This window comes from Mycobacterium sp. NGS64 (assembly GCF_059812245.1).
The window spans coordinates 1023839-1042405 of the sequence record NZ_JCALCI010000001.1 but is presented as its reverse complement, the minus strand read 5'-3'; the positions used below and the strand labels follow the sequence as shown (position 1 = coordinate 1042405).

Annotated in this window: 19 protein-coding genes; 9 read left to right on the top strand and 10 right to left on the bottom strand. The window is 69.9% G+C overall.

Going from position 1 to position 18567, the window contains the following annotated elements; all coding sequences use genetic code 11:
- The 8 genes from AC5Y4S_RS05220 (at position 1) to AC5Y4S_RS05185 (ending at position 6552) form a co-directional block, all read left to right on the top strand.
- A complete protein-coding gene (locus AC5Y4S_RS05220) occupies positions 1-711 on the top strand; it encodes a hydrogenase assembly protein HupF (RefSeq protein ID WP_500030591.1) in 711 nt (236 codons plus the stop codon).
- The gene (locus AC5Y4S_RS05215; RefSeq protein ID WP_500030589.1) at positions 711-1379 is read left to right on the top strand and encodes a D-sedoheptulose-7-phosphate isomerase; all 669 of its coding nucleotides are present in this window, start codon (positions 711-713) and stop codon (positions 1377-1379) included. The genes AC5Y4S_RS05220 and AC5Y4S_RS05215 overlap by 1 nt, the downstream gene beginning before the upstream one ends.
- Positions 1376-2488: a hydrogenase expression/formation protein HypE gene (gene hypE / locus AC5Y4S_RS05210; protein WP_500030585.1), complete on the top strand. Its 1113-nt coding sequence runs from the start codon at positions 1376-1378 to the stop codon at positions 2486-2488. Before AC5Y4S_RS05215 ends, hypE begins: the two co-directional genes overlap by 4 nt.
- Before the next feature lie 64 nt (positions 2489-2552).
- Entirely contained in the window at positions 2553-2825 is a 273-nt protein-coding gene (locus AC5Y4S_RS05205; protein WP_068126330.1) for a HypC/HybG/HupF family hydrogenase formation chaperone, read from the top strand.
- Between the two features lie 10 nt (positions 2826-2835).
- Positions 2836-3966 (top strand): hydrogenase formation protein HypD, encoded by a 1131-nt coding sequence (hypD, locus tag AC5Y4S_RS05200; RefSeq protein ID WP_500030582.1) that lies wholly within the window; start codon positions 2836-2838, stop codon positions 3964-3966.
- Positions 3963-4712, top strand: coding sequence for a DUF6390 family protein (locus AC5Y4S_RS05195; protein WP_500030579.1), 750 nt, complete (start codon positions 3963-3965; stop codon positions 4710-4712). Before hypD ends, AC5Y4S_RS05195 begins: the two co-directional genes overlap by 4 nt.
- Positions 4713-4761: 49 nt before the next feature.
- Entirely contained in the window at positions 4762-5406 is a 645-nt protein-coding gene (locus AC5Y4S_RS05190) for a hypothetical protein (RefSeq protein ID WP_500030574.1), read from the top strand.
- 27 nt (positions 5407-5433) lie between these two features.
- The gene (locus AC5Y4S_RS05185) at positions 5434-6552 is read left to right on the top strand and encodes an alkaline phosphatase family protein (RefSeq protein ID WP_500030572.1); all 1119 of its coding nucleotides are present in this window, start codon (positions 5434-5436) and stop codon (positions 6550-6552) included.
- A 27-nt stretch (positions 6553-6579) separates the two neighbouring features.
- Here AC5Y4S_RS05185 and AC5Y4S_RS05180 read toward each other — a convergent pair whose 3' ends face one another.
- Positions 6580-7077: an SRPBCC family protein gene (locus tag AC5Y4S_RS05180; protein WP_500030569.1), complete on the bottom strand. Its 498-nt coding sequence runs from the start codon at positions 7075-7077 to the stop codon at positions 6580-6582.
- Positions 7078-7766: 689 nt separating this feature from the next.
- Here AC5Y4S_RS05180 and AC5Y4S_RS05175 point away from each other — a divergent pair.
- The gene (locus AC5Y4S_RS05175; protein WP_500030564.1) at positions 7767-8609 is read left to right on the top strand and encodes a PPE family protein, SVP subgroup; all 843 of its coding nucleotides are present in this window, start codon (positions 7767-7769) and stop codon (positions 8607-8609) included.
- Here the strand turns inward: AC5Y4S_RS05175 and AC5Y4S_RS05170 are convergent.
- The 9 genes from AC5Y4S_RS05170 to AC5Y4S_RS05130 all read right to left on the bottom strand — a co-directional run bounded on the left by AC5Y4S_RS05170 (position 8596) and on the right by AC5Y4S_RS05130 (position 18424).
- Entirely contained in the window at positions 8596-9369 is a 774-nt protein-coding gene (locus AC5Y4S_RS05170) for a 3-oxoacyl-ACP reductase (protein ID WP_500030562.1), read from the bottom strand. The two genes, AC5Y4S_RS05175 and AC5Y4S_RS05170, sit on opposite strands and share 14 nt — an antisense overlap.
- Complete coding sequence (locus tag AC5Y4S_RS05165; protein ID WP_500030558.1) at positions 9369-10736, bottom strand: aldehyde dehydrogenase family protein; 1368 nt, start codon at positions 10734-10736, stop codon at positions 9369-9371. The genes AC5Y4S_RS05170 and AC5Y4S_RS05165 overlap by 1 nt, the downstream gene beginning before the upstream one ends.
- A complete protein-coding gene (locus AC5Y4S_RS05160; RefSeq protein WP_500030555.1) occupies positions 10733-11512 on the bottom strand; it encodes a gamma-glutamyl-gamma-aminobutyrate hydrolase family protein in 780 nt (259 codons plus the stop codon). The genes AC5Y4S_RS05165 and AC5Y4S_RS05160 overlap by 4 nt, the downstream gene beginning before the upstream one ends.
- The gene (locus AC5Y4S_RS05155; protein WP_500030552.1) at positions 11499-12860 is read right to left on the bottom strand and encodes a glutamine synthetase family protein; all 1362 of its coding nucleotides are present in this window, start codon (positions 12858-12860) and stop codon (positions 11499-11501) included. The genes AC5Y4S_RS05160 and AC5Y4S_RS05155 overlap by 14 nt, the downstream gene beginning before the upstream one ends.
- 11 nt (positions 12861-12871) lie before the next feature.
- Positions 12872-13423: an alpha/beta fold hydrolase gene (locus AC5Y4S_RS05150; protein WP_500032170.1), complete on the bottom strand. Its 552-nt coding sequence runs from the start codon at positions 13421-13423 to the stop codon at positions 12872-12874.
- A gap of 59 nt (positions 13424-13482) precedes the next feature.
- Positions 13483-14979, bottom strand: coding sequence for a cobyric acid synthase (locus AC5Y4S_RS05145; protein WP_500030547.1), 1497 nt, complete (start codon positions 14977-14979; stop codon positions 13483-13485).
- A 19-nt stretch (positions 14980-14998) separates the two neighbouring features.
- A complete protein-coding gene (gene map, locus AC5Y4S_RS05140) occupies positions 14999-15856 on the bottom strand; it encodes a type I methionyl aminopeptidase (RefSeq protein WP_500030542.1) in 858 nt (285 codons plus the stop codon).
- Between the two features lie 118 nt (positions 15857-15974).
- Positions 15975-16559, bottom strand: coding sequence for a DUF1707 SHOCT-like domain-containing protein (locus AC5Y4S_RS05135; RefSeq protein ID WP_500030537.1), 585 nt, complete (start codon positions 16557-16559; stop codon positions 15975-15977).
- A 44-nt stretch (positions 16560-16603) separates the two neighbouring features.
- Positions 16604-18424 carry a penicillin-binding transpeptidase domain-containing protein gene (locus tag AC5Y4S_RS05130; protein WP_500030532.1) on the bottom strand — a complete coding sequence of 607 codons (1821 nt, stop codon included), beginning with the start codon at positions 18422-18424 and terminating at the stop codon, positions 16604-16606.
- Positions 18425-18567: the final 143 nt, after the last annotated feature.

Genomic DNA, 18567 nt, shown 5'->3' with positions numbered 1-18567 from the left:
GTGACTACTACTGCCATTGATCGCGGGCTGGGCGCCGAGTTGGCCGAAGACCTCGCCGCCTGCGCGTTCACGCTGGCCAAGCGTTTCGCCGCGGGGGCCACCATGTGGTCCATCGCGCCGTCGTGGGAACCGCACGCGCTGCACATCGCGGTCGAGTTCGTGCACCCGGTGATCGTGGGCAAGCGGGCGCTGCCCGCGGTCGCGCTGACCGGGCCGGAGCTGGTGGACCTGGTGCGGGTGTCGGTGCGGCCGGGCGACATCGTGGTCGCGGTCGCCGGGGCCGACGACCCACAGGTGGGCTCGGTGATGCGGCGCGCCCCGGCGTGGGGGGCGACCACGATCTGGATCGGCAGCGGCGAGCGGCCCCCGGCCGGGATGGCCGATCACGTGCTGTGGCTGGACGACCCGGATCCGCGGGTGCCGGCGACGGGCGGCTTCGTGCTCTTCTATCACCTGCTGTGGGAGCTGACCCACGTGTGTTTCGAGCACCCGGGGTTGCTGAAAGACGAGTGCGGAGAAGAAGTTTGCGTGACGTGCAGCGACGAGGGTCGCCTGGGCGAAGTCGTCAGCCCGTCGGCCAACGGGCAGGCGTCGGTGCGCACCGCGCGGGGCGTCGAGGACGTGATCACCACGCTCGTCGACCCGGTCGACGCCGGCGACCTGGTGCTGGTGCATGCCGGCGCGGCGATCGGCCGGCTGGAGGACTGCTGATGAGTCAAGACGAGCCCACCGACTTCCTGTATCCGTTCATCGAAGCGCAGGAGGATGACGCGAAGTCGCTGCTGGCCGACCTGGCCGCGTCGGCGCAGGCGAAGGCGACCGAGAGCCTGGCGCTGCGGCGCTCCACCCTGGAGGCCAACGCCGACCTGGTGGAGGCGGCCGCCGCCGAGCTGGCGCGCCGTTTCGCGGCGGGCGGGCGGCTGTTCACCTTCGGAAACGGCGGAAGCTGCACCGATTCCACGACGCTGGCGAGGCTGTTCGCCCGGCCACCCATCGGCAGGCCGCTGCCCGCGTGGCCGCTGACGGCCGACCAGGCGGTCATGACCGCACTGGGCAACGACGTCGGATTCGAGTTGGTGTTCGCCCGCCAGTTGATCGCGCGGGCGAAAGCCGGCGACATCGCGATCGCCATGTCGACGAGCGGCGGGTCGCCCAACCTGCTCGCCGCGCTGGCCGAGGCGCACCAACGTGGCCTGTACACAATCGGTTTCGCCGGCTACGACGGCGGCGCCTTCGCCAAGAACCCGAACGTGGACGCCTGCTTCGTCGTTCGCTCGCAAAGCGTGCACCGGATTCAGGAGTCCCAGGCGCTGCTCGGCTACCAGCTGTGGCTGAGCGTGCATCACCACCTTGGCGAAAAGGGTCTGGGGGCGGCATGAACAAGCCTGCGGGCGAGTACCTTTCGTCAGGCCCACGGTTCGGCGAGGGCGAGGTGATCGAGCGGATCGAGTCGTTCCGCAGGCGTCGCCCCCGGTTGCTCGACGACCACGTGACGCTGGCCCACGGGGCGGGCGGCAAGGCATCGGCCGCGCTGGTGGACGCGGTGTTCCTGGAGGCCTTCCGCAACCCGCTGCTGGAGTCCCTCGGCGACGGTGCGGTTGTGGCGCTGCCCGGCGGCGAACGCCTGGCGATGTCGACGGACTCGTTCGTCGTGCAGCCCAGGCGTTTTCCCGGCGGGTCGATCGGTGAGCTCGCCGTCCACGGCACCTGCAACGACCTCGCGATGGCCGGCGCCGTGCCGTCCTGGATCTCCGCGGCATTCGTGATCGAAGAGGGCTTTCCGATCGCGGAGTTGAAGGAGATCGTCGCCGATATGGCGGCCGCCGCCGCGGTCGCGGGCGTGCAGATCGTCACCGGAGACACCAAGGTGGTCCCCAAGGGCGCGGCCGACGGGCTCTTCGTCACCACCACCGGCGCGGGCGTCATCCCCAACGGGCGGGCGCTGTCGGCGCAGTCGGTGCGCACCGGGGACAAGGTGCTGCTGTCGGGGCCGATGGGCGATCACGGCATGGCCGTAATGCTCGCCCGCGGGGACCTGGCCATCGAGGCCGACATCGCCTCCGACACCGCATCGGTCAGCCCGCTGGTGGAGCTGCTCTTGGCGGCCGCCCCGTCCACCCGGTGGATGCGCGACGCGACCCGCGGCGGGGTCGGCACCGTGTGCAACGAACTCGCCCAGGCCTGCGGCCTCGGGGTGCTGCTCGAAGAGGAGCGACTCCCCGTGCGGCCCATGGTCAATGGCGCCTGCGAGTTGCTCGGCATCGATCCGTTGTACGTCGCCAACGAGGGCAAATTCGTCGCCGTCGTCGCCCCGGAGGAGGCCGACGCCGGGCTGGCCGCGTTGCGGTCCCATCCCCTGGGCGCCGACGCGGCCGAGGTCGGGGAGATCGTTGCCGAACCCGCCGAAACCGTGGTGCTGCGCACCGGGTTCGGCGGAACGCGGATCGTCGACATGCTCGTCGGGGACCCGCTGCCGAGGATTTGTTGACGTGGCGATCGCAAGCGCGGCGAAGCCGGGCGCAGCGGGTCGCCACTAGGGAGGAGCACTGAAGATGTGTCTTGGGATTCCGGGCCGGATCGTCGAAATCACCGATCCCGCCAACTATCTGGCGAAGGTGGACGTCAGCGGCGTGCAGCGCACCATCAGCGTGCGGCTGCTGGAGGACGACATGCCCGAACCCGACGACTGGGTGCTGGTGCACGTCGGCTTCGCCATGGCCAAGATCGACGAGAGCGAGGCGCTGCTCACGCTGGCCGCGATCCAGAAACTCGGTGAGGCCTATCAAACCGAAATGGAAGCCTTCGACTCGTCGGCCATCATCTAAGGGGAACGCTATGAAATTCGTTGACGAGTTTCGTGATCCGGCCGCGGCGCGCAAGCTGCTGGGCGCCATCGAGCGCTTGGCTGGCGACGGTGGCGAACAGTTCAAGTTCATGGAGGTGTGCGGCGGGCACACGCACACCATCTACCGGCACGGCATCGAACACCTGCTGCCCGACAGCGTGGAGCTGGTGCACGGCCCGGGCTGCCCGGTCTGCGTGATCCCAATGGGCCGCATCGACGACGCGATGTGGCTGGCCGGCCAGCCCGACGTCATCTTCACCTGCTTCGGCGACATGATGCGGGTGCCCGGGTCCAACGGCAGCCTGCTGGACGCCAAAGCGCGCGGCGCCGACGTGCGGTTCGTCTACTCACCGCTCGACGCGCTGAAGATCGCCATCGACAACCCCGACAAGCAAATCGTGTTCTTCGCCATCGGCTTCGAGACCACCGCGCCCTCGACCGCGGTGACGCTGGTGCGCGCCCGCGACTTGGGCCTGCCCAATTTCAGCGTCTTCTGCAACCACGTCACCATCGTCCCGCCGATCAAGGCCATCCTGGAATCCCCCGATTTGCGGCTGTCCGGGTTCATCGGACCCGGGCACGTGTCGACGGTGGTGGGCAACCGCCCCTACCGGTTCGTGCCCGAGGTATACCGAAAGCCGTTGGTAGTGGCGGGTTTCGAGCCGCTGGACATCCTGGCGGCGGTCGCGATGCTGCTGGCCCAGATCCGCGAGGGCCGCTGCGAGGTGGAGAACCAGTACAAGCGTGTGGTGCCCGAGCGCGGCAACCCCGCGGCGCTGGCGCTGATGGGCAAGGTGTTCGCGCTGCGCCCGCACTTCGAATGGCGCGGGCTGGGCTTCATCTCGCAGAGCGCGCTGCGGCTGCACGACGACTTCGCGGAATTTGACGCCGAGCTGCGGTTCGCGATGCCCGGCGTTCGCGTCGCCGACCCCAAGGCGTGCCAATGCGGCGAGGTGCTCAAGGGCGTCCTCAAGCCCTGGGAGTGCAAGGTTTTCGGCACCGCATGCACCCCCGAGACGCCGATCGGCACGTGCATGGTGTCGCCCGAGGGAGCGTGCGCGGCCTACTACAACTTCGGCCGCATGCACCGCGACGCGGTCAAGCTGGTGGGGCGCACTTGACACCGGAGCCGCGGGGTCCGGAAAAGGGCGCAGCGATGTTCGCCCGGTACGCGTACGCCCCCAACGCCCTGGGCTACTGCGGGCCCCCGCTCGGGGCCACCCTGCGCGACGGGTCCGTCGACGAGGTGCGCCGCGCGGCGACGCGATTTTCCGGGGCCTGGCCCTACCTGCAGGTCCTGTCCCGGCTGACCGGCATCGCCGACCCGCTGGATTACCGGCTCGTCGAATCCTATTGGCTCGGCGGCGGTCTCGGGGCCGACCTGGATCCGGGCGACTTCTTCGACGCGCTGCTGGACATCATCGGCCCGCAGGCCGGCCGGTACTGGTCGCACCTCACTCCCGAGCTGGGCCACGAGGCCGCCGCCAACCACTGCTTTCACGTGTTCGGGGTGTATCCGTGGACTCGGTTTTTAGGACGTGGCATGGACGAACACCCGCTGAGCGTGCTGGACAACTGCCGGATCACCTGGGGCACAGTCGTTTCCCGCGACAACGACGACGTCGAGGTGTCGTGCCGGAAACTGCTCTGGGACGGCCGGGCCCTGACCCTGTCCGAGCCCGCCGTCCGACCGCTCGACGTCTGGGCCGACGGGTACAGCGCCGTGCCCGACGTCGCCGTCGGCGACGAGGTCGCGGTGCACTGGGGCCGGCTGTGCGGCCGGCTGACACCGGAGCAGGTTCGCGCGCTCGCCGACAGCACCGACCGTCAGCTGCGGGTGACCAGCCAACGGCTGGCGCACGTTTAGGCAAGAATCGCGCAAGGATTAGGCAAGGCGCCCGCAGGACGCTGTGCACATGAGCACAACTTCGTACCGTCAGCGGGCCATCACCAAGCTTGCGCTGATCGCCGCGGCGACCGTGGTGGCGGCGTGCGCGCACACGACAGCGCCCGCAACGGTGATGCCCAAGACCAGTCCGACGACCACGTCGCGCGCGCCCGGCAAGGGCGCGGTCACCTTCGAATACTTGCAGCGCGCGCCCGTCCCAGGGCTGTGCGAGCACGATCCGGGCCAACTGAGAGGCGGTGAATTGCCGCCACAAGAGGGGCATCCCGGACACGTCGGCATCGCGTTGAACTACAACACCGGCGCCTACAAGGTCGCGTTTGGCGACCTGACCGGGCGCGGAGGCGACGCCGCCATGGTCATCCACTGCAATGCCGGTGGGGTCTGGTGGCCGGAGATCGTGCAGCTCTACACCGCGGGCCCGCAGCTCTCAAAAACCGGGCCCACGCGGCTGGGTGGAATCGACCTCGACGACCTCACCCACGGCGGCAGGGAAGTCGTGACCGATCTGTCCATCTCGGACCATGTCGTGCATGTGACGTGGATGACCGCCGGTCCGAATGAGGCAATGTGTTGCGGGACCGTGGAGATGAAGGCCGACCTCCGTTGGGACGGTTCCACGGTGGTTGCCCAGAACGTGCGCCGAGTCAACTGAGACCGTCTGGCGTGCCAGACTGGCCCGATGGCCGGTTCGATCTGCGACGTGCTGCCGGCCGCGGCCGCCCTGCTCGGCGCCCCCGACGGGGCCGACCGGTTGGGCCTCGCGGAATCCGTCGGCGACGTCGACCGCGTCGCGGTCGTGCTGGTCGACGGGATGGGATGGCACCTGCTACCCACGCTGAGCGGCGACGCGCCGCTGCTGGCCGCCGTGCTGGCCGGCGGCACCGCGAACCTGACCGAACTCACCTGCACCTTTCCGTCGACGACGCCGACCAGCCTGGTGTCCCTGGGCACCGGCGCTTGGCCCGGTGAGCACGGCATCCTCGGTTTCACCCTCAACGTGCCCGGCACCGAGCGGGTGCTCACCCACATCGTGTGGCGCGACGACCCGCCCCACGCCGAATGGCAGCCGCTGCCGAGTTGGTTCGGCCGGCTCGAGCAAGCAGGCATCGCCGCGCGCGCGGTCCTGCCCGCGGCGTTCATCGGCAGCGGGCTGACCGACGCCGCGTACCGCGGCGCGCGCTTCCGCCCGACACAGCCGACCGACGACTACGCCCAGCTGATGGTCGACGAGATGCACGCGGGGCCGGGCCTGGTCTTCGGCTACATCGCCGACCTGGACACCGCGGCCCACCTGTTCGGCATCGGCTCCGACCAGTGGCACGAGGCGGCGGTTCGGGTCGACGCGCTGCTGACCCGGCTGGTCGACACGCTGCCGCCGAACGCCTCGCTGCTGGTGACCGCCGACCACGGCGGCCTCAACGTCCCGCCGGACGCCCGCGTCGACCTCGACACCGACCCGGGGCTGGGCGACGGGGTGCGCGTGGTCGCCGGCGAACCGCGGGTGCGCTACCTGCACACCGAGCCGGGCGCCGCCGCCGACGTGCAGGCCGCCTGGGCCGAGACGCTCGACGGCCGGGCGCACGTCTACGACCGCGAGCAGGCGGTGGCCTCCGGCATGTTCGGGCCCGTCGACCCCGCGCACCTGGCGCGGATCGGCGACGTCGTCGTCGTCTGCACCGGCGACACCGCCGTGCTGGCGACCGCCCACGAGCCCCCGGAATCCGCCCGCCTCATCGGCTTTCACGGCGGGGCGACCCCGGCCGAGATGGCGATTCCATTGATCGTTTTTCGCCGCTGACGGTCGGCAAAAGCTCAACGCCTTGCATCACGGGTTCGTCGAGAACCGCCGGCCGAGTTCAATGTTGCGGCCCGCACGATTGAGAACGAACGCCATGGCGCGCGGTAGTACCGGCTTGGCGAGTTTGAAAGCCAGCCGAGGTTTACAGCCGATTGCAAAGTGCAACAGCGTGCCGTTTTTGGCAGACGGCTCAAAGCGGTACTCCTCGGCCCAGGCATAGAACGCCGGCGCGCTGGTGCCGTCGACACGGAACGCAAAGCGTGCACCTTCCTCCCAAGCGAGCACCGTCTCTTCTACCTTGATCCCGATCACTCGTTTGGTACACCGCGTGCCGGCACCGTGTGGCCTCGGCGTGTGATAGCGGCCCGTCTTGTCGAAACCGGGGAAAAACTCGCCCCAGTTCGCCGGGTCGTGTGCAAACGCCGCGAAGACCTCGCTGGGTGGCCGGGCCACATGGGCGGAGGCGGTTAGGCGGATAGGCGCTGTGGTCAGGAATTCGAGGTCGACCGGTTCGCAGGCGAACATGTGAATCTCCTCGGAGTGTCAGGTGCCCTCACCTGTCGAACTGCTGCGTCCATCTCCGGAAGAACTGTATAGCTGATTCGTCGCGGCGTGGCGGGCGAAACCGAGTCACCACCAGGCCATGCGGAGCCGCGCCAGGTCCTTCAGCCGAACGAGGGCACGCCCAACGCGCATCCGGACGGCCTCAGGGACACGCGGCCGCCGGATGCGTCGGCGCTTGGAGTCGCTGTCCACACCCGCGCTGGCGCGCACGCGGGAAGTATCCGGGGACAGCCAGTGGGGCGCGCCCGCCAGGTCGGAAGGCATGGGTTCGTGCAGCATCCGGGGGCGGCGCAAGCCCGCCGAGACCGGGCAATAGATGCCATTGGGATCGCTTTTCATGGAGCCATCCCGGGGGATCCACACGCCCGAAGGGTGCTGGATAATTTCCCTGCCGCAGTGGCGGCAGGTGGCCGCGTACAACTTTCGTCCCCCGTGATATTCGCTTGCAGGTCAGCGCCGCCCCCGACTGCACCGCTGGTTATGTCAACCTTACTTCGCAGTCACGCAAAAATGAAAGCACCTGTTTTCAAAGTTGGCGCCGAGCGTTTTCACAGCTCACTCCCCGTTATGAGAGCGAACAGGCTGTAACCCTGGCACGTATATCAGGGAAGATTCCGTGCGTTTGGGTGCATTCGGCTGGAGAGGTGGTAATGGATTTCGCGACGCTTCCGCCGGAAATCAACTCCGGGCTGATGCATTCGGGACCCGGCGCGGGGTCGATGGCCGAGGCCGCCACGGCCTGGGACCGGCTTGCCGCGGGGCTGTATGCGGCGGCGGCGCAGACGCCAATGCTGGAGGGCGCGGCACCTTACGTGAATTGGCTGAACGCTGCCGCGGCGCGCGCCGAGCAGGCGGGCGCCCAGGCCGCGGCGGCGGCGAGAGCCCACGATTCGGCGCTGGCGGCGACGGTTCCCCCAACGGCGATCACCGCCAACCGCGCGCAGCTGAGGTCGCTGGGCCGCCGGAACTGCCTTGCGCAAAGCGGCCCGGCCATCGCGGACGTCGAGGCCGAGTACGAGCAGATGTGGGCCCGCAATGCCGACGCCATGTATGCCTACGCCGTCGCCGCGGCCGACGCGGCGACGCTGGTCCCGTTCGGCTCGCCGCCGGGATATTCGGGCGCGACGGCGGGTCCCTGGGCCCTGCGCTCGGCGCCGGACGTCGTGTCTGCCGGCGGTCGGGTGATGTCGGCCATTCCCGAAGCGCTGCAGGCATTTTCGGTGTCGCCGCTGACGCCCCTGGAGGCGTCGCTGTCGCCGGTGACCGCGGCGTTGTCCAGGCTGAGTTCCCTGTGCGCACCGTCGGGCCCCGCGATCGGATACCTCAGCGCCCTCAACAAATGGGCGGCGCTGCGCTCGCTCGTCCGGAAGCCGGCCCCCGTCGGCCCGTTGGCCAGTCTCGGACGCGGGGCGTCGATCGGGGGGCTCTCGGTGCCACGCGCGTGGGCTATGGCGATGGCGCGGCTACGCCACCCGGCCGTCAGAGCGGGGTGACGTAGGCGGAGCTGATGCCCCCGTCGACCAAGAACGTCGACGCGGTGATGAACGATGCGTCGTCGCTGGCCAAAAACGCCACCGCGGCCGCGATTTCGTCGGGCTCGGCGAATCGGCCCAGCGGCACGTGCACCAGCCGGCGCGCCGCGCGTTCTGGGTCCTTGGCGAAAAGCTCTTGCAGGAGTGGGGTGTTGACCGGTCCGGGGCACAGCGCGTTGACGCGGATGCCCTGCCGGGCGAACTGCACGCCCAGCTCCCGTGACATGGCCAGCACCCCGCCCTTGGACGCGGTGTAGGAGATCTGCGACGTGGCCGACCCCAGCACCGCGACGAACGACGCCGTGTTGATGATCGACCCCTTCTGCGCGGGCACCATGTGCCGCAGCGCGGCCCGGCAGCACAGGTAGACCGATTTGAGGTTGACGTCCTGGACTCGTTGCCACGCCGGAAGTTCGGTGTTCTCGATCAGGTCGTCCTCGGGCGGTGAGATGCCGGCGTTGTTGAATGCGATGTCGACCCAGCCGTAGGCCTCGGCGGCGGTGTCGAACAGCGCGTTGACCGCGTCCTCGTCCGAAACATCCGTCGGCACAAACAAACCCGAGAGTTCCTCGGCGGCGGCCGCGCCGGCGTCGCGGTCGACGTCGCCCACGACGATGCTCGCGCCTTCGGCGCGCATCCGCCGCGCCGCGGCCAACCCGATGCCGCCGGCACCGCCGGTGATCACCGCGACCCGGCCCGCCAGCCGCTGCGACAGGTCCATTACGAGCCCTCCTTGACGGCGATGAACACGTTCTTGGTCTCGGTGAAATGCAATGGCGCGTCGGGGCCCAGCTCGCGGCCCAGCCCGGACTGCTTGAACCCGCCGAACGGCGTGTTATAGCGGACCGAGGAGTGCGAGTTGACCGACAGGTTGCCGGACTCGACCGCCCGCGACACCCGCAGGGCCCGGGACAGGTCGTCGGTCCAGATGGATCCCGACAGCCCGTAGGCGGTGTCGTTGGCGAGCGCGACGGCGTCGTCCTCGTCGTCGAACGCCAACACGGTGACGACGGGACCGAAGATCTCCTCGGTGACGGCGCGGTCGTCGCGCTGCGGTGTGAGAACCGTTGGTGGAAACCAAAATCCGCGACCGGACGGCGCGGTGCCCCGGAAGGCGACCGGGGCGTCGTCGGGCACGTAGGAGGCAACCTTGTCGCGGTGCGCGCCCGACACCAGGGGCCCCATCTCGGTGTCCCGGGAGGCGGGGTCGCCGACGGCGACGGCCTTGACCGCCGGCTCGAGCAACTCCATGAACCGGTCATACACGCTGCGCTGCACCAGGATCCGGCTGCGCGCACAGCAGTCCTGCCCGGCGTTGTCGAACACCCCGGCGGGAGCGGTCGCCGCCGCGCGTTCCAGGTCGCAGTCGGCGAAGACGATGTTGGCGCTCTTGCCGCCGAGTTCCAGCGTCACCCGCTTGACCTGCGCCGCCGCGCCGGCCATCACGCTCTTGCCCACCTCCGTGGAGCCGGTGAACACCACCTTGCGCACTCCCGGGTGGGTGACGAGCCGCTCCCCCACCACGGCGCCCTTGCCGGGCAGCACCTGCAGCAGGTCCGCGTCGAGCCCCGCCTGCACCGCCAGCTCGCCCAGCCGCATCGTGGTCAGGGGCGTCCACTCGGCGGGCTTGACCAGCACGGCGTTGCCCGCGGCCAGCGCGGGGGCGATGCTCCAGGACGCGATCGGCATCGGGAAGTTCCACGGCGTGATCACGCCGATGACGCCCAGCGGTTCGTTGAAGGTGACGTCGATGCCGTCGGCGACGGGAATCTGCTTGCCGGACAAGCGCTCCGGGCTGCCCGAGTAGAACGTCAGCACGTCGCGGACGTGGCCGGCCTCCCATTCCGCCGGCGCGATCGGGTGCCCCGAGTTGGCCACCTCGAGGGCGGCCAGCTCGTCGACGTGGGCGTCGACGACGGCGGCGAACGCCCGCAGGGCCGCCGCGCGCCCGGCCGGCGCCAACCGCGCCCAGCGCCGCTGGGCCGCCCGCGCGCGCGCCACGGCGTCGTCGACGGCGGGGGCGTCGAAGAGCTCGACGGAGCGCAGCTCTTCCTCGGTCGCGGGGTTGACCAGTCGGGTTTGGGTCATCGGGTGACCCGCGCGGCTTCGACCACCGCCTTGAACAGCCGCAGGTCGTCGAGAGATTTCTCCGGATGCCATTGCACCGCAAGGGCGAACGCCTCGCCAGGCACCTCGACGGCCTCGACCACGCCGTCGGCATCCATCGCGCTCACCACCAGCCCGTCGCCGACCTTGTCGATTGCCTGGTGGTGATAGCAGGGCGCGTCGGCGCACTCGCCGATCAGCGCGGCCAGGCGCGTGCCCGCCACGGTGCGCACCGGCAACCGGTTGAACACCCCGTTGCCGGCGCGGTGGCCGTTGTGGCCGAGGACGTCGGGCAGGTGCTGGTGCAGGGTGCCGCCGAACGCGACGTTGAGCAGTTGCGCGCCGCGGCAGATGCCCAGCACCGGCAGCCCGCGGTCCAGGGCGGCGCGCAGCAACGCGAACTCCCAGGCGTCGCGGTCAGTGCGCGGCGAGTCGGTGGCCGGGTGCGGGTCCTGGTCGTAGCGCGCCGGGTCGAGGTCGTAGCCGCCGGTGATCACCAGCGCGTCCAGGCTGTCGAGCAGGCGATCGACGACCTCGGGGCCCGCCGGCTGCGGCGGCAGCAGCACCGCGATGCCGCCGGCCATGACGACGCCCTCGAAGTAGTCGGCGGGCAGGTAACCGGCGGGGATATCCCAGATCCCGGTCCGCACCTGCTCGAGATAACTGGTCAGGCCGACGACGGGGCGTCCCAGTGGCGATCGCAAGCGCGGCGTAGCCGGGCGCGGCGGGTCGCCACCATCGGACTCAGAGCCGTTCAAAACCTCGCATCCTCTCCCAGTCGGTGACCGCCGCGTTGAAAGCCGCCAACTCCACGCGGGCGTTGTTCAAATAGTGCGCGACGACGTCGTCGCCGAAGGCCTCCCGCGCGAGCGCCGAGCCTTCGAACAACGCCGCCGCCTCGGCGAGCGTGCCGGGCAGCCGCTCGACGTCGGTTGCCTCGTAGGCGTTCCCGGTGTAAGGCGCGGGCGGCTCGAGGCCCCGTTCGATACCGTACAGCCCCCCGGCGATCAGCGCCGCCGCGGCGAGGTAGGGGTTGACGTCGCCGCCGGGCACCCGGCATTCGACCCGCAGGTTGCGCCCGTGGCCGACCACCCGCAGCGCGCAGGTGCGGTTGTCCAGGCCCCACGCAATCGCGGTGGGCGCGAAGCTGCCGTCGGCGAATCGCTTGTAGGAGTTGATGTTTGGCGCATAGAACAGCGTCATTTCGCGCAGCGTGGCCAGCAGGCCGGCGAGGAAACCGCAAAACGTCGCCGACATGCCGTGCGGGCGGGCGCCGTCGTCGAACACGGAGCTTTTCTCGGCACCGCCCACCCGGCGCAGCGACAGATGGATGTGGCAGCTATTGCCTTCCCGCTCATCGTATTTCGCCATGAACGTCAGGCTCTTGCCGTGCTGGTCGGCGATCTCCTTGGCGCCGTTCTTGTAGATTGTGTGGTTGTCGCAGGTGACCAGCGCCTCGTCGTAGCGGAACCCGATCTCCTGCTGGCCCCGGTTGCATTCGCCCTTGACGGCCTCGAACCGCAGGCCCGCGCCCTCCATCCCCAGCCGGATGTCGCGCAGCAGCGGCTCCATCCGCGACGACGCCAGCATCGCGTAGTCGATATTGTAGTCGCTGGCCGGCGTCAGCCCGCGGTAGCCGCTCGCCCACGCCTCGCGGTACGGCTCGTCGAACACGATGAACTCCAGCTCGGTGGCGATGTCGGCGGCCAGGCCCCGCTCGCCCAGCCGGGCGAGCTGATGGCGCAGGATCGCCCGGGGCGCGACGGCCACCTCACCGCCGTCGGCCCAGCAGAGGTCGGCGATCACCAGCGCGGTGTTTGGCAGCCACGGAACCAGGCGCAGGGTGGCCAGGTCCGGCGTCATCACCATGTCGCCGTAGCCGGTTTCCCAGCTCGACATCGTGTAGCCGGACACCGTGTTCATGTCGACGTCGACGGCGAGCAGATAGCTGCAACACTCGGCGCCGTGCGCGGCGACCTCGTCGACGAAGAGTCGGGCCGACATGCGTTTGCCGACCAGCCGGCCCTGCATGTCGGCGAACGCCACGATGACGGTGTCCACCGCGCCGCCGCCAACCAGCTCGTCTAGCGCGGCCAACGTGAGCATGGCGGAAGGCGCTACCACGTGCTGGTGCGCAGGACGATCTCGGCGGCCAGCTGTGCCGTCGACTCCTGCACGGTGCGCCGGCCCAGGTCGACCACGCGGTATTCGGCATAGACGTACCGCTGGCTCGCGTCCGCCACGGCCTTGGCGGCCGGCGAGCTGACCAGCACGGTGGTGCCGATCTCCACCGGCGGGCAATGCTCGTCGAGCACCACGCCCTTGGGGTCGGCCACCCGCGGATGCCCGCGGTCGATCACGACCAGGCCGACGAACCGGCCCAACCGGGTGGCCGCCAGTTCCCAGGCGAGCTCACCGCCGGCGCGGTCGCCGAAGACCACGGCCCAGCGGATGCCCAGCGAGTCGAGGATGCCGACCACCGATTTCGCGGTCAGGCGCGGGTCGAGGCCGACGACGACCGTACGAAGCGAGGCGGTATGCAGGCGCTCGCACACCGCGTCGTAGGCGACCGGCGAACGCTGCTGGTCTCCGAGGATGACGACGACGACGCCCTTCTCCGGCCCGGCTACGGACACCGGAACGGGAAATCCGTCGAGCGTGGTCATCATCGAGTGCACTCACGCACGTTACCTGCCAAAGGCCAGCGTGCGCGAGGTTTCCTCCTCACCTACTGGCGTAACGCACTGGCAATGAACGGTCGCGGCGGCGGCCCGTCGAGCAGCCCGAGGACCGCGTCGACGTCGAGATGGGCGGCCAGCAGGTCGGCGATCGCGTCCAGTTGGGCGTCGCGGCGCGCGGCGACGTCGGTGTCGGCGACGACGAAACCATCGCGGCCGGCCGCGTCGGCGACCCGGGTAAGCCAGCCCCGGCGGAAGTCGTCGTTGTCGAGCAGGCCGTGCCAGTGGGTGCCGAAGACGGCGCCGCGCACGACGCCCTGGGGTTCGGCATCCTGGGTAAACCAGGTGTCCTCGGGGCAGCGGGAGAGGCGCCCGTGGTGGATTTCGTATCCGGAGAGCGGCCGCTGCCAGCGCCGCAGGACCTTGGCCTCGCCGAAGGCGATGTCGGCGTCGAGCAGGCCCAGCCCGGCGACCTCCCCCGCGCCGGATTCGACCGTGTCCTCGATGCGCCGGCACAGCATCTGGAAGCCGCCGCAGATGCCCAGCAGGGGCTTGCCGGCCCGGGCGTGGTCGACGATCGCGCCGGCCAGGCCGCGCTCGCGCAGCCACGACAGGTCGGCGACGGTCGCCTTGCTGCCCGGGACCACGATCAGGTCGGTGTCGGCCAGGTCGGCGGGATCGGTGATCCAGCGCACCAGCACGCCGGGCTCGCAGGCCAGCGCCTCGACGTCGGTGGAGTTGGAGATGCGGGGCAGCCGGATCGCTGCTACCCGCAGCCACTGATCGCCGCGGGGCGGCGCGGGCGTGCCGAGGACGCGGCCCGCGACCACCGACAGCGAGTCCTCGGCGTCCAACCAGAGCTCCTCGGCGTAGGGCAGCACCCCGTAGGTCGGGCGGCCGGTCATGGTGTGCAGCTGGCGCAGACCGGGTTCCAGCAGCGCGGGGTCGCCGCGGAACTTGTTGACGACGAAGCCGGCGATCAGCGCCTGGTCCTCGGGCTCGAGCACCGCGACCGTCCCGAACAGGTGCGCCAACAGGCCGCCGCGATCGATGTCACCGACGAGGATCACCGGTAGGTTCGCGGCCCGGGCCAGCCCCATGTTGGCCAAATCCGTGGCCCGCAGGTTGATCTCGGCCGGCGAGCCGGCCCCCTCGCAGATCACAGCGTCGAATTCGGCTCGCAGGCAGGACAATTCGTGTGCGACGATGCCGGCGAGCCGGTCGCGATGTTCGATATAGCCGGCCGCGGTGACCGACTCGGCGACCTGGCCGCGGATCACCAGCTGCGAGGTGCGGTCGCCGCCCGGTTTGAGCAGGATCGGGTTGAACCGCACGCTGGGCTCCAGCCCCGCCGCGCGCGCCTGGATCGCCTGGGCGCGGCCGATCTCGCCGCCCTCGACGGTGACCACCGAGTTGTTGGACATGTTCTGCGCCTTGAACGGCGCCACCCGAATCCCCTTGCGCGCCAACAACCGGCACAGGCCCGCCGCCACCACCGATTTACCGGCGTCGGAGCTGGTGCCCGCGACCAGCAGAGCCCCGCTCACCTTTCGGTGTCTGCTCGCGTTAGAGACAAGTGAGGATCTCGGCGCCGGTGTCGGTGACCAGCAGCGTGTGCTCGAACTGGGCGGTCCACTTGCGGTCCTTGGTGACCACCGTCCAGCCGTCGTCCCAGATCTCGTAATCCAGCGCGCCGAGGTTGATCATCGGTTCGATGGTGAACGTCATTCCGGGCTGGATGACCGTCGCCACCGAGGGCTGGTCGTAGTGCAGGACCACCAGCCCGTTGTGAAAGGTGGTGCCGATGCCGTGGCCGGTGAAGTCACGAACGACGTTGTAGCCGAACCGGTTTGCGTACGACTCGATGACGCGGCCGACCACCGAGAGCGCGCGGCCCGGCTTCACGGCATTGATCGCGCGCATCGTGGCCTCGTGGGTGCGCTCCACGAGCAGCCGGTGCTCTTGCGCGACGTCGCCGGCCAGGAAAGTCGCGTTGGTGTCGCCGTGCACCCCGTCGATGTAGGCGGTGACGTCGATGTTGACGATGTCGCCGTCCTCGATCACCGTCGAGTCGGGGATGCCGTGGCAGATGACCTCGTTGAGCGACGTGCAGCACGACTTCGGGAAGCCCTTGTAGCCCAGCGTCGACGGGTAGGCGCCGTTGTCGATCATGTATTCGTGGGCGATCCGGTCGAGCTCGTCGGTCGTCACCCCGGGCGCGACCGCCTTGCCCGCCTCGGCCAGGGCGCCGGCCGCGATCCGTCCGGCGACCCGCATCTTCTCGATCACCTCGGGCGTCTGCACCCACGGCTCGCTGCCCTCCCGGGCGGTCGGCTTGCCGACGTACTCGGGGCGGGGGATGCGCCCGGGCACCGGCAGAGTCGGCGATATCACCCCGGGAGAAAGCGCGGTGCGAGCTGGCATGCAGGCCAGCTTAATAGGCGCTCGCCCGGCGCGGCGCGTGTGCGTCAGCGGCTTCGAGTGTGAGCGTGCGGCGCCACAGGGGCACAATCGCCGCCGTCAGTGCACACGCAACGCCCGATCAACCAGAGCGGCGGCGCAACAGCGAGCGCCGCGGCCCGCGGATGATCAGCGACCCGCACACCACCCGGCCCGTCAACACGACATGCGGCGTCCCCTCGCCGGGCGCCCCCTTGCGGCGGTCGCTGGCGCTGCCCACGTAGACCTCGACGTCGTCGATCGACGCGCTGGCGCCGTCGGGCAACCGGACGTCCACCGAGCCGAACCGCATGTCGAGCTCGATGATCACCACCGGCCCCGCGAACCGGGCCCTGGTGAGGTCGAGGTGCACCGACCCGAGCCGGCGCACCAGCGCCAGCCGCGTCGGCACGGTCCACTCGCCGTGGCGCTTCAGCGAACCGGCCCAGCCGCGCAGCTCCACCCGGTCGGCCGCCGACGAGACGAACGCGCCGGGCCCGGGCAGGTCACCGACCAGCCCGTCCAGCTCGCTTCGGGTGCGCGCGTAGGACACCTGGGTCGAGCGCTGCTCGAACTCGTCGATGTCGATCAGGCCGAGCGCGACGGCGTTGTGCAGCCGCCGCATCGTGCCGTTCCGGTCGGCGTCGGAGACCCGTAACGCCAGCATGTCCCCGCCGGTATCGGTCATGATCGCAAATTTACCGCTGTTGGAGCCCCCGGGACCGGGGCACTTCAGGCCAGGTAGCCCGGCGGCATCGCCTCGAACATGAACTTCGTCATCCGCACCGCCCACTCCGAGCTGCCACCCCCGACGATCAGCGCGGCGAACGCCAGGTCGCCGCGGTACCCGGCGAACCAGGAGTGCGAACCGCCCGGGAACTCGGCCTCGCCGGTCTTCCCGTAGATCTCGCCGCAGCCGGCGATCTCCTTGGCGGTCCCGTTGGTGACCACCAGCCGCATCATCGGCCGCAGCGCCTCGACCATCTTCGGGCTGATCGGCGTGTCGTCACCCTCGACCGTCGTCGGCCGACCGGCGATCAGCTGCGGCACCGGGGTCTTGCCGGCCGCGACCGTCGCCGCCACCAGGGCCATGCCGAACGGGCTCGCCAGCACCTTGCCCTGGCCGAAGCCGTCCTCGGTGCGCTCGGCGAGGTCCACCGTCGGGGGCACCGACCCAGTCACGGTGGTGAGGCCGTCAACGGTGTAGTCGAGCCCGATGCCGTAGCGGGTGGCCGTTTGGGTCAGGCCGCGGGGCGGCATCCTGCTGCTCAGCTCGGCGAACGTGGTGTTGCACGAACTGGCGAACGCGCGCGACATGGGCACCACGCCCAGGTCGAAGCCGCCGTAGTTCGGGATGGTGCGATGCCCGATGTCGATGTGGCCGGGGCACCCCAGCATCGAGTTGGGGGTGGCCATGTCGCGGTCGATGGCGGCGCCCGCCGTGATCATCTTGAAGGTCGACCCGGGCGGGAACAGGCCGTTGGTGGCCGGCAGGCCGTCGGCGTCGGCGCCCTTGTTCTGCGCAATCGCGAGGATCTCCCCCGTCGACGGCTTGATCACGACGATCATCGCCTTGCCGCCCTTGTTGTCCACGGCGCGCTGGGCGGCGTTCTGCACGACCCGGTCCAGCGTGATCGACACCGACGGCGCCGGCGACCCCTCGACCTCGTGCAGCACGGCGACGTCGACGTTGTTCTGGTTGACGCTGACCACCCGCCAGCCCGCCTGGCCGTCGAGCTGGTCCATCACGGCCTTCTTCACCTCGCCGATGACGGCCGGCGCGAAATGCGGGTCAGTGGGTAGCATTTCGGCCTGCGGCGTGACCACGATGCCGGGCAGCCGGCCGATCGCCGGGAACACCTTGTCGTTGTCGTCGGGGTGCAGCGTGACGCCCAGGTCCAGCGGGTGGGTCGCCGCGCTGGCCTGCTCGGCGAGCACCTGCGGGTCGGTGAGCGTGTTGTTGAAGGGTCGCAGCACATCGACGATCGAGTGGGTGGTGAAGCTCAGCGACTCCGACGGGCCGGCCTGGGTGGCGTCCAGCGTGTAGTGATACAGGTAGCCCGGCGCCAGCACGTCGCTGCCGCCGAGTTCGTTCACCGAGGCGCGCCGCGGCCGATCGGCCCGCAGCGCGAACGTCTGGTGCTCGCCAAGCTTGGGATGCAGGTCGGTGGTGGCCCACCGAACCTCCCAGCGCCCCTCGTCGCGGGCCATCTTCAGCTGGCCGTCATAGCTCCAGGTCCGGTTCTTCGGCAGGTGCCAGGTGAAGCGGTAGTCGACCGTGCCCGTGTCCTCGGCGTACTTCGAGCTGAGAACCTGCGCATCCAGGTGGGTGGCCTGCAGCCCGGCCCAGGCGGCATTGAGCGCTTCACGGGCCTCGTTGGGGTTGTCGCTGAGCTGCGCGGCCGTCGCGGTGTCCCCGATTGCCAAGGCGCCGAAGAACTTCTCGGCGGCCGGCGCGGGGCCGTCGGGCCGCGGCGTGCAGCCGGACAGGCTTATCGCCGCGACGAGCAGCACGCTCGCGCCGGCTGAGGCTGCTGTTGCTTTTGTGACCATCGGTGCAAATGTTATGAACTGCGGCGCCCACACCTGCCTCGACACACCGAGACCCGACCGTTATGCACGCATTGGGGCCGCCGCTCACATGCCGACTGTGCGGCTGGCCGCACGTTCGATGCCGAGTGTGCGGCTGGCCGCAC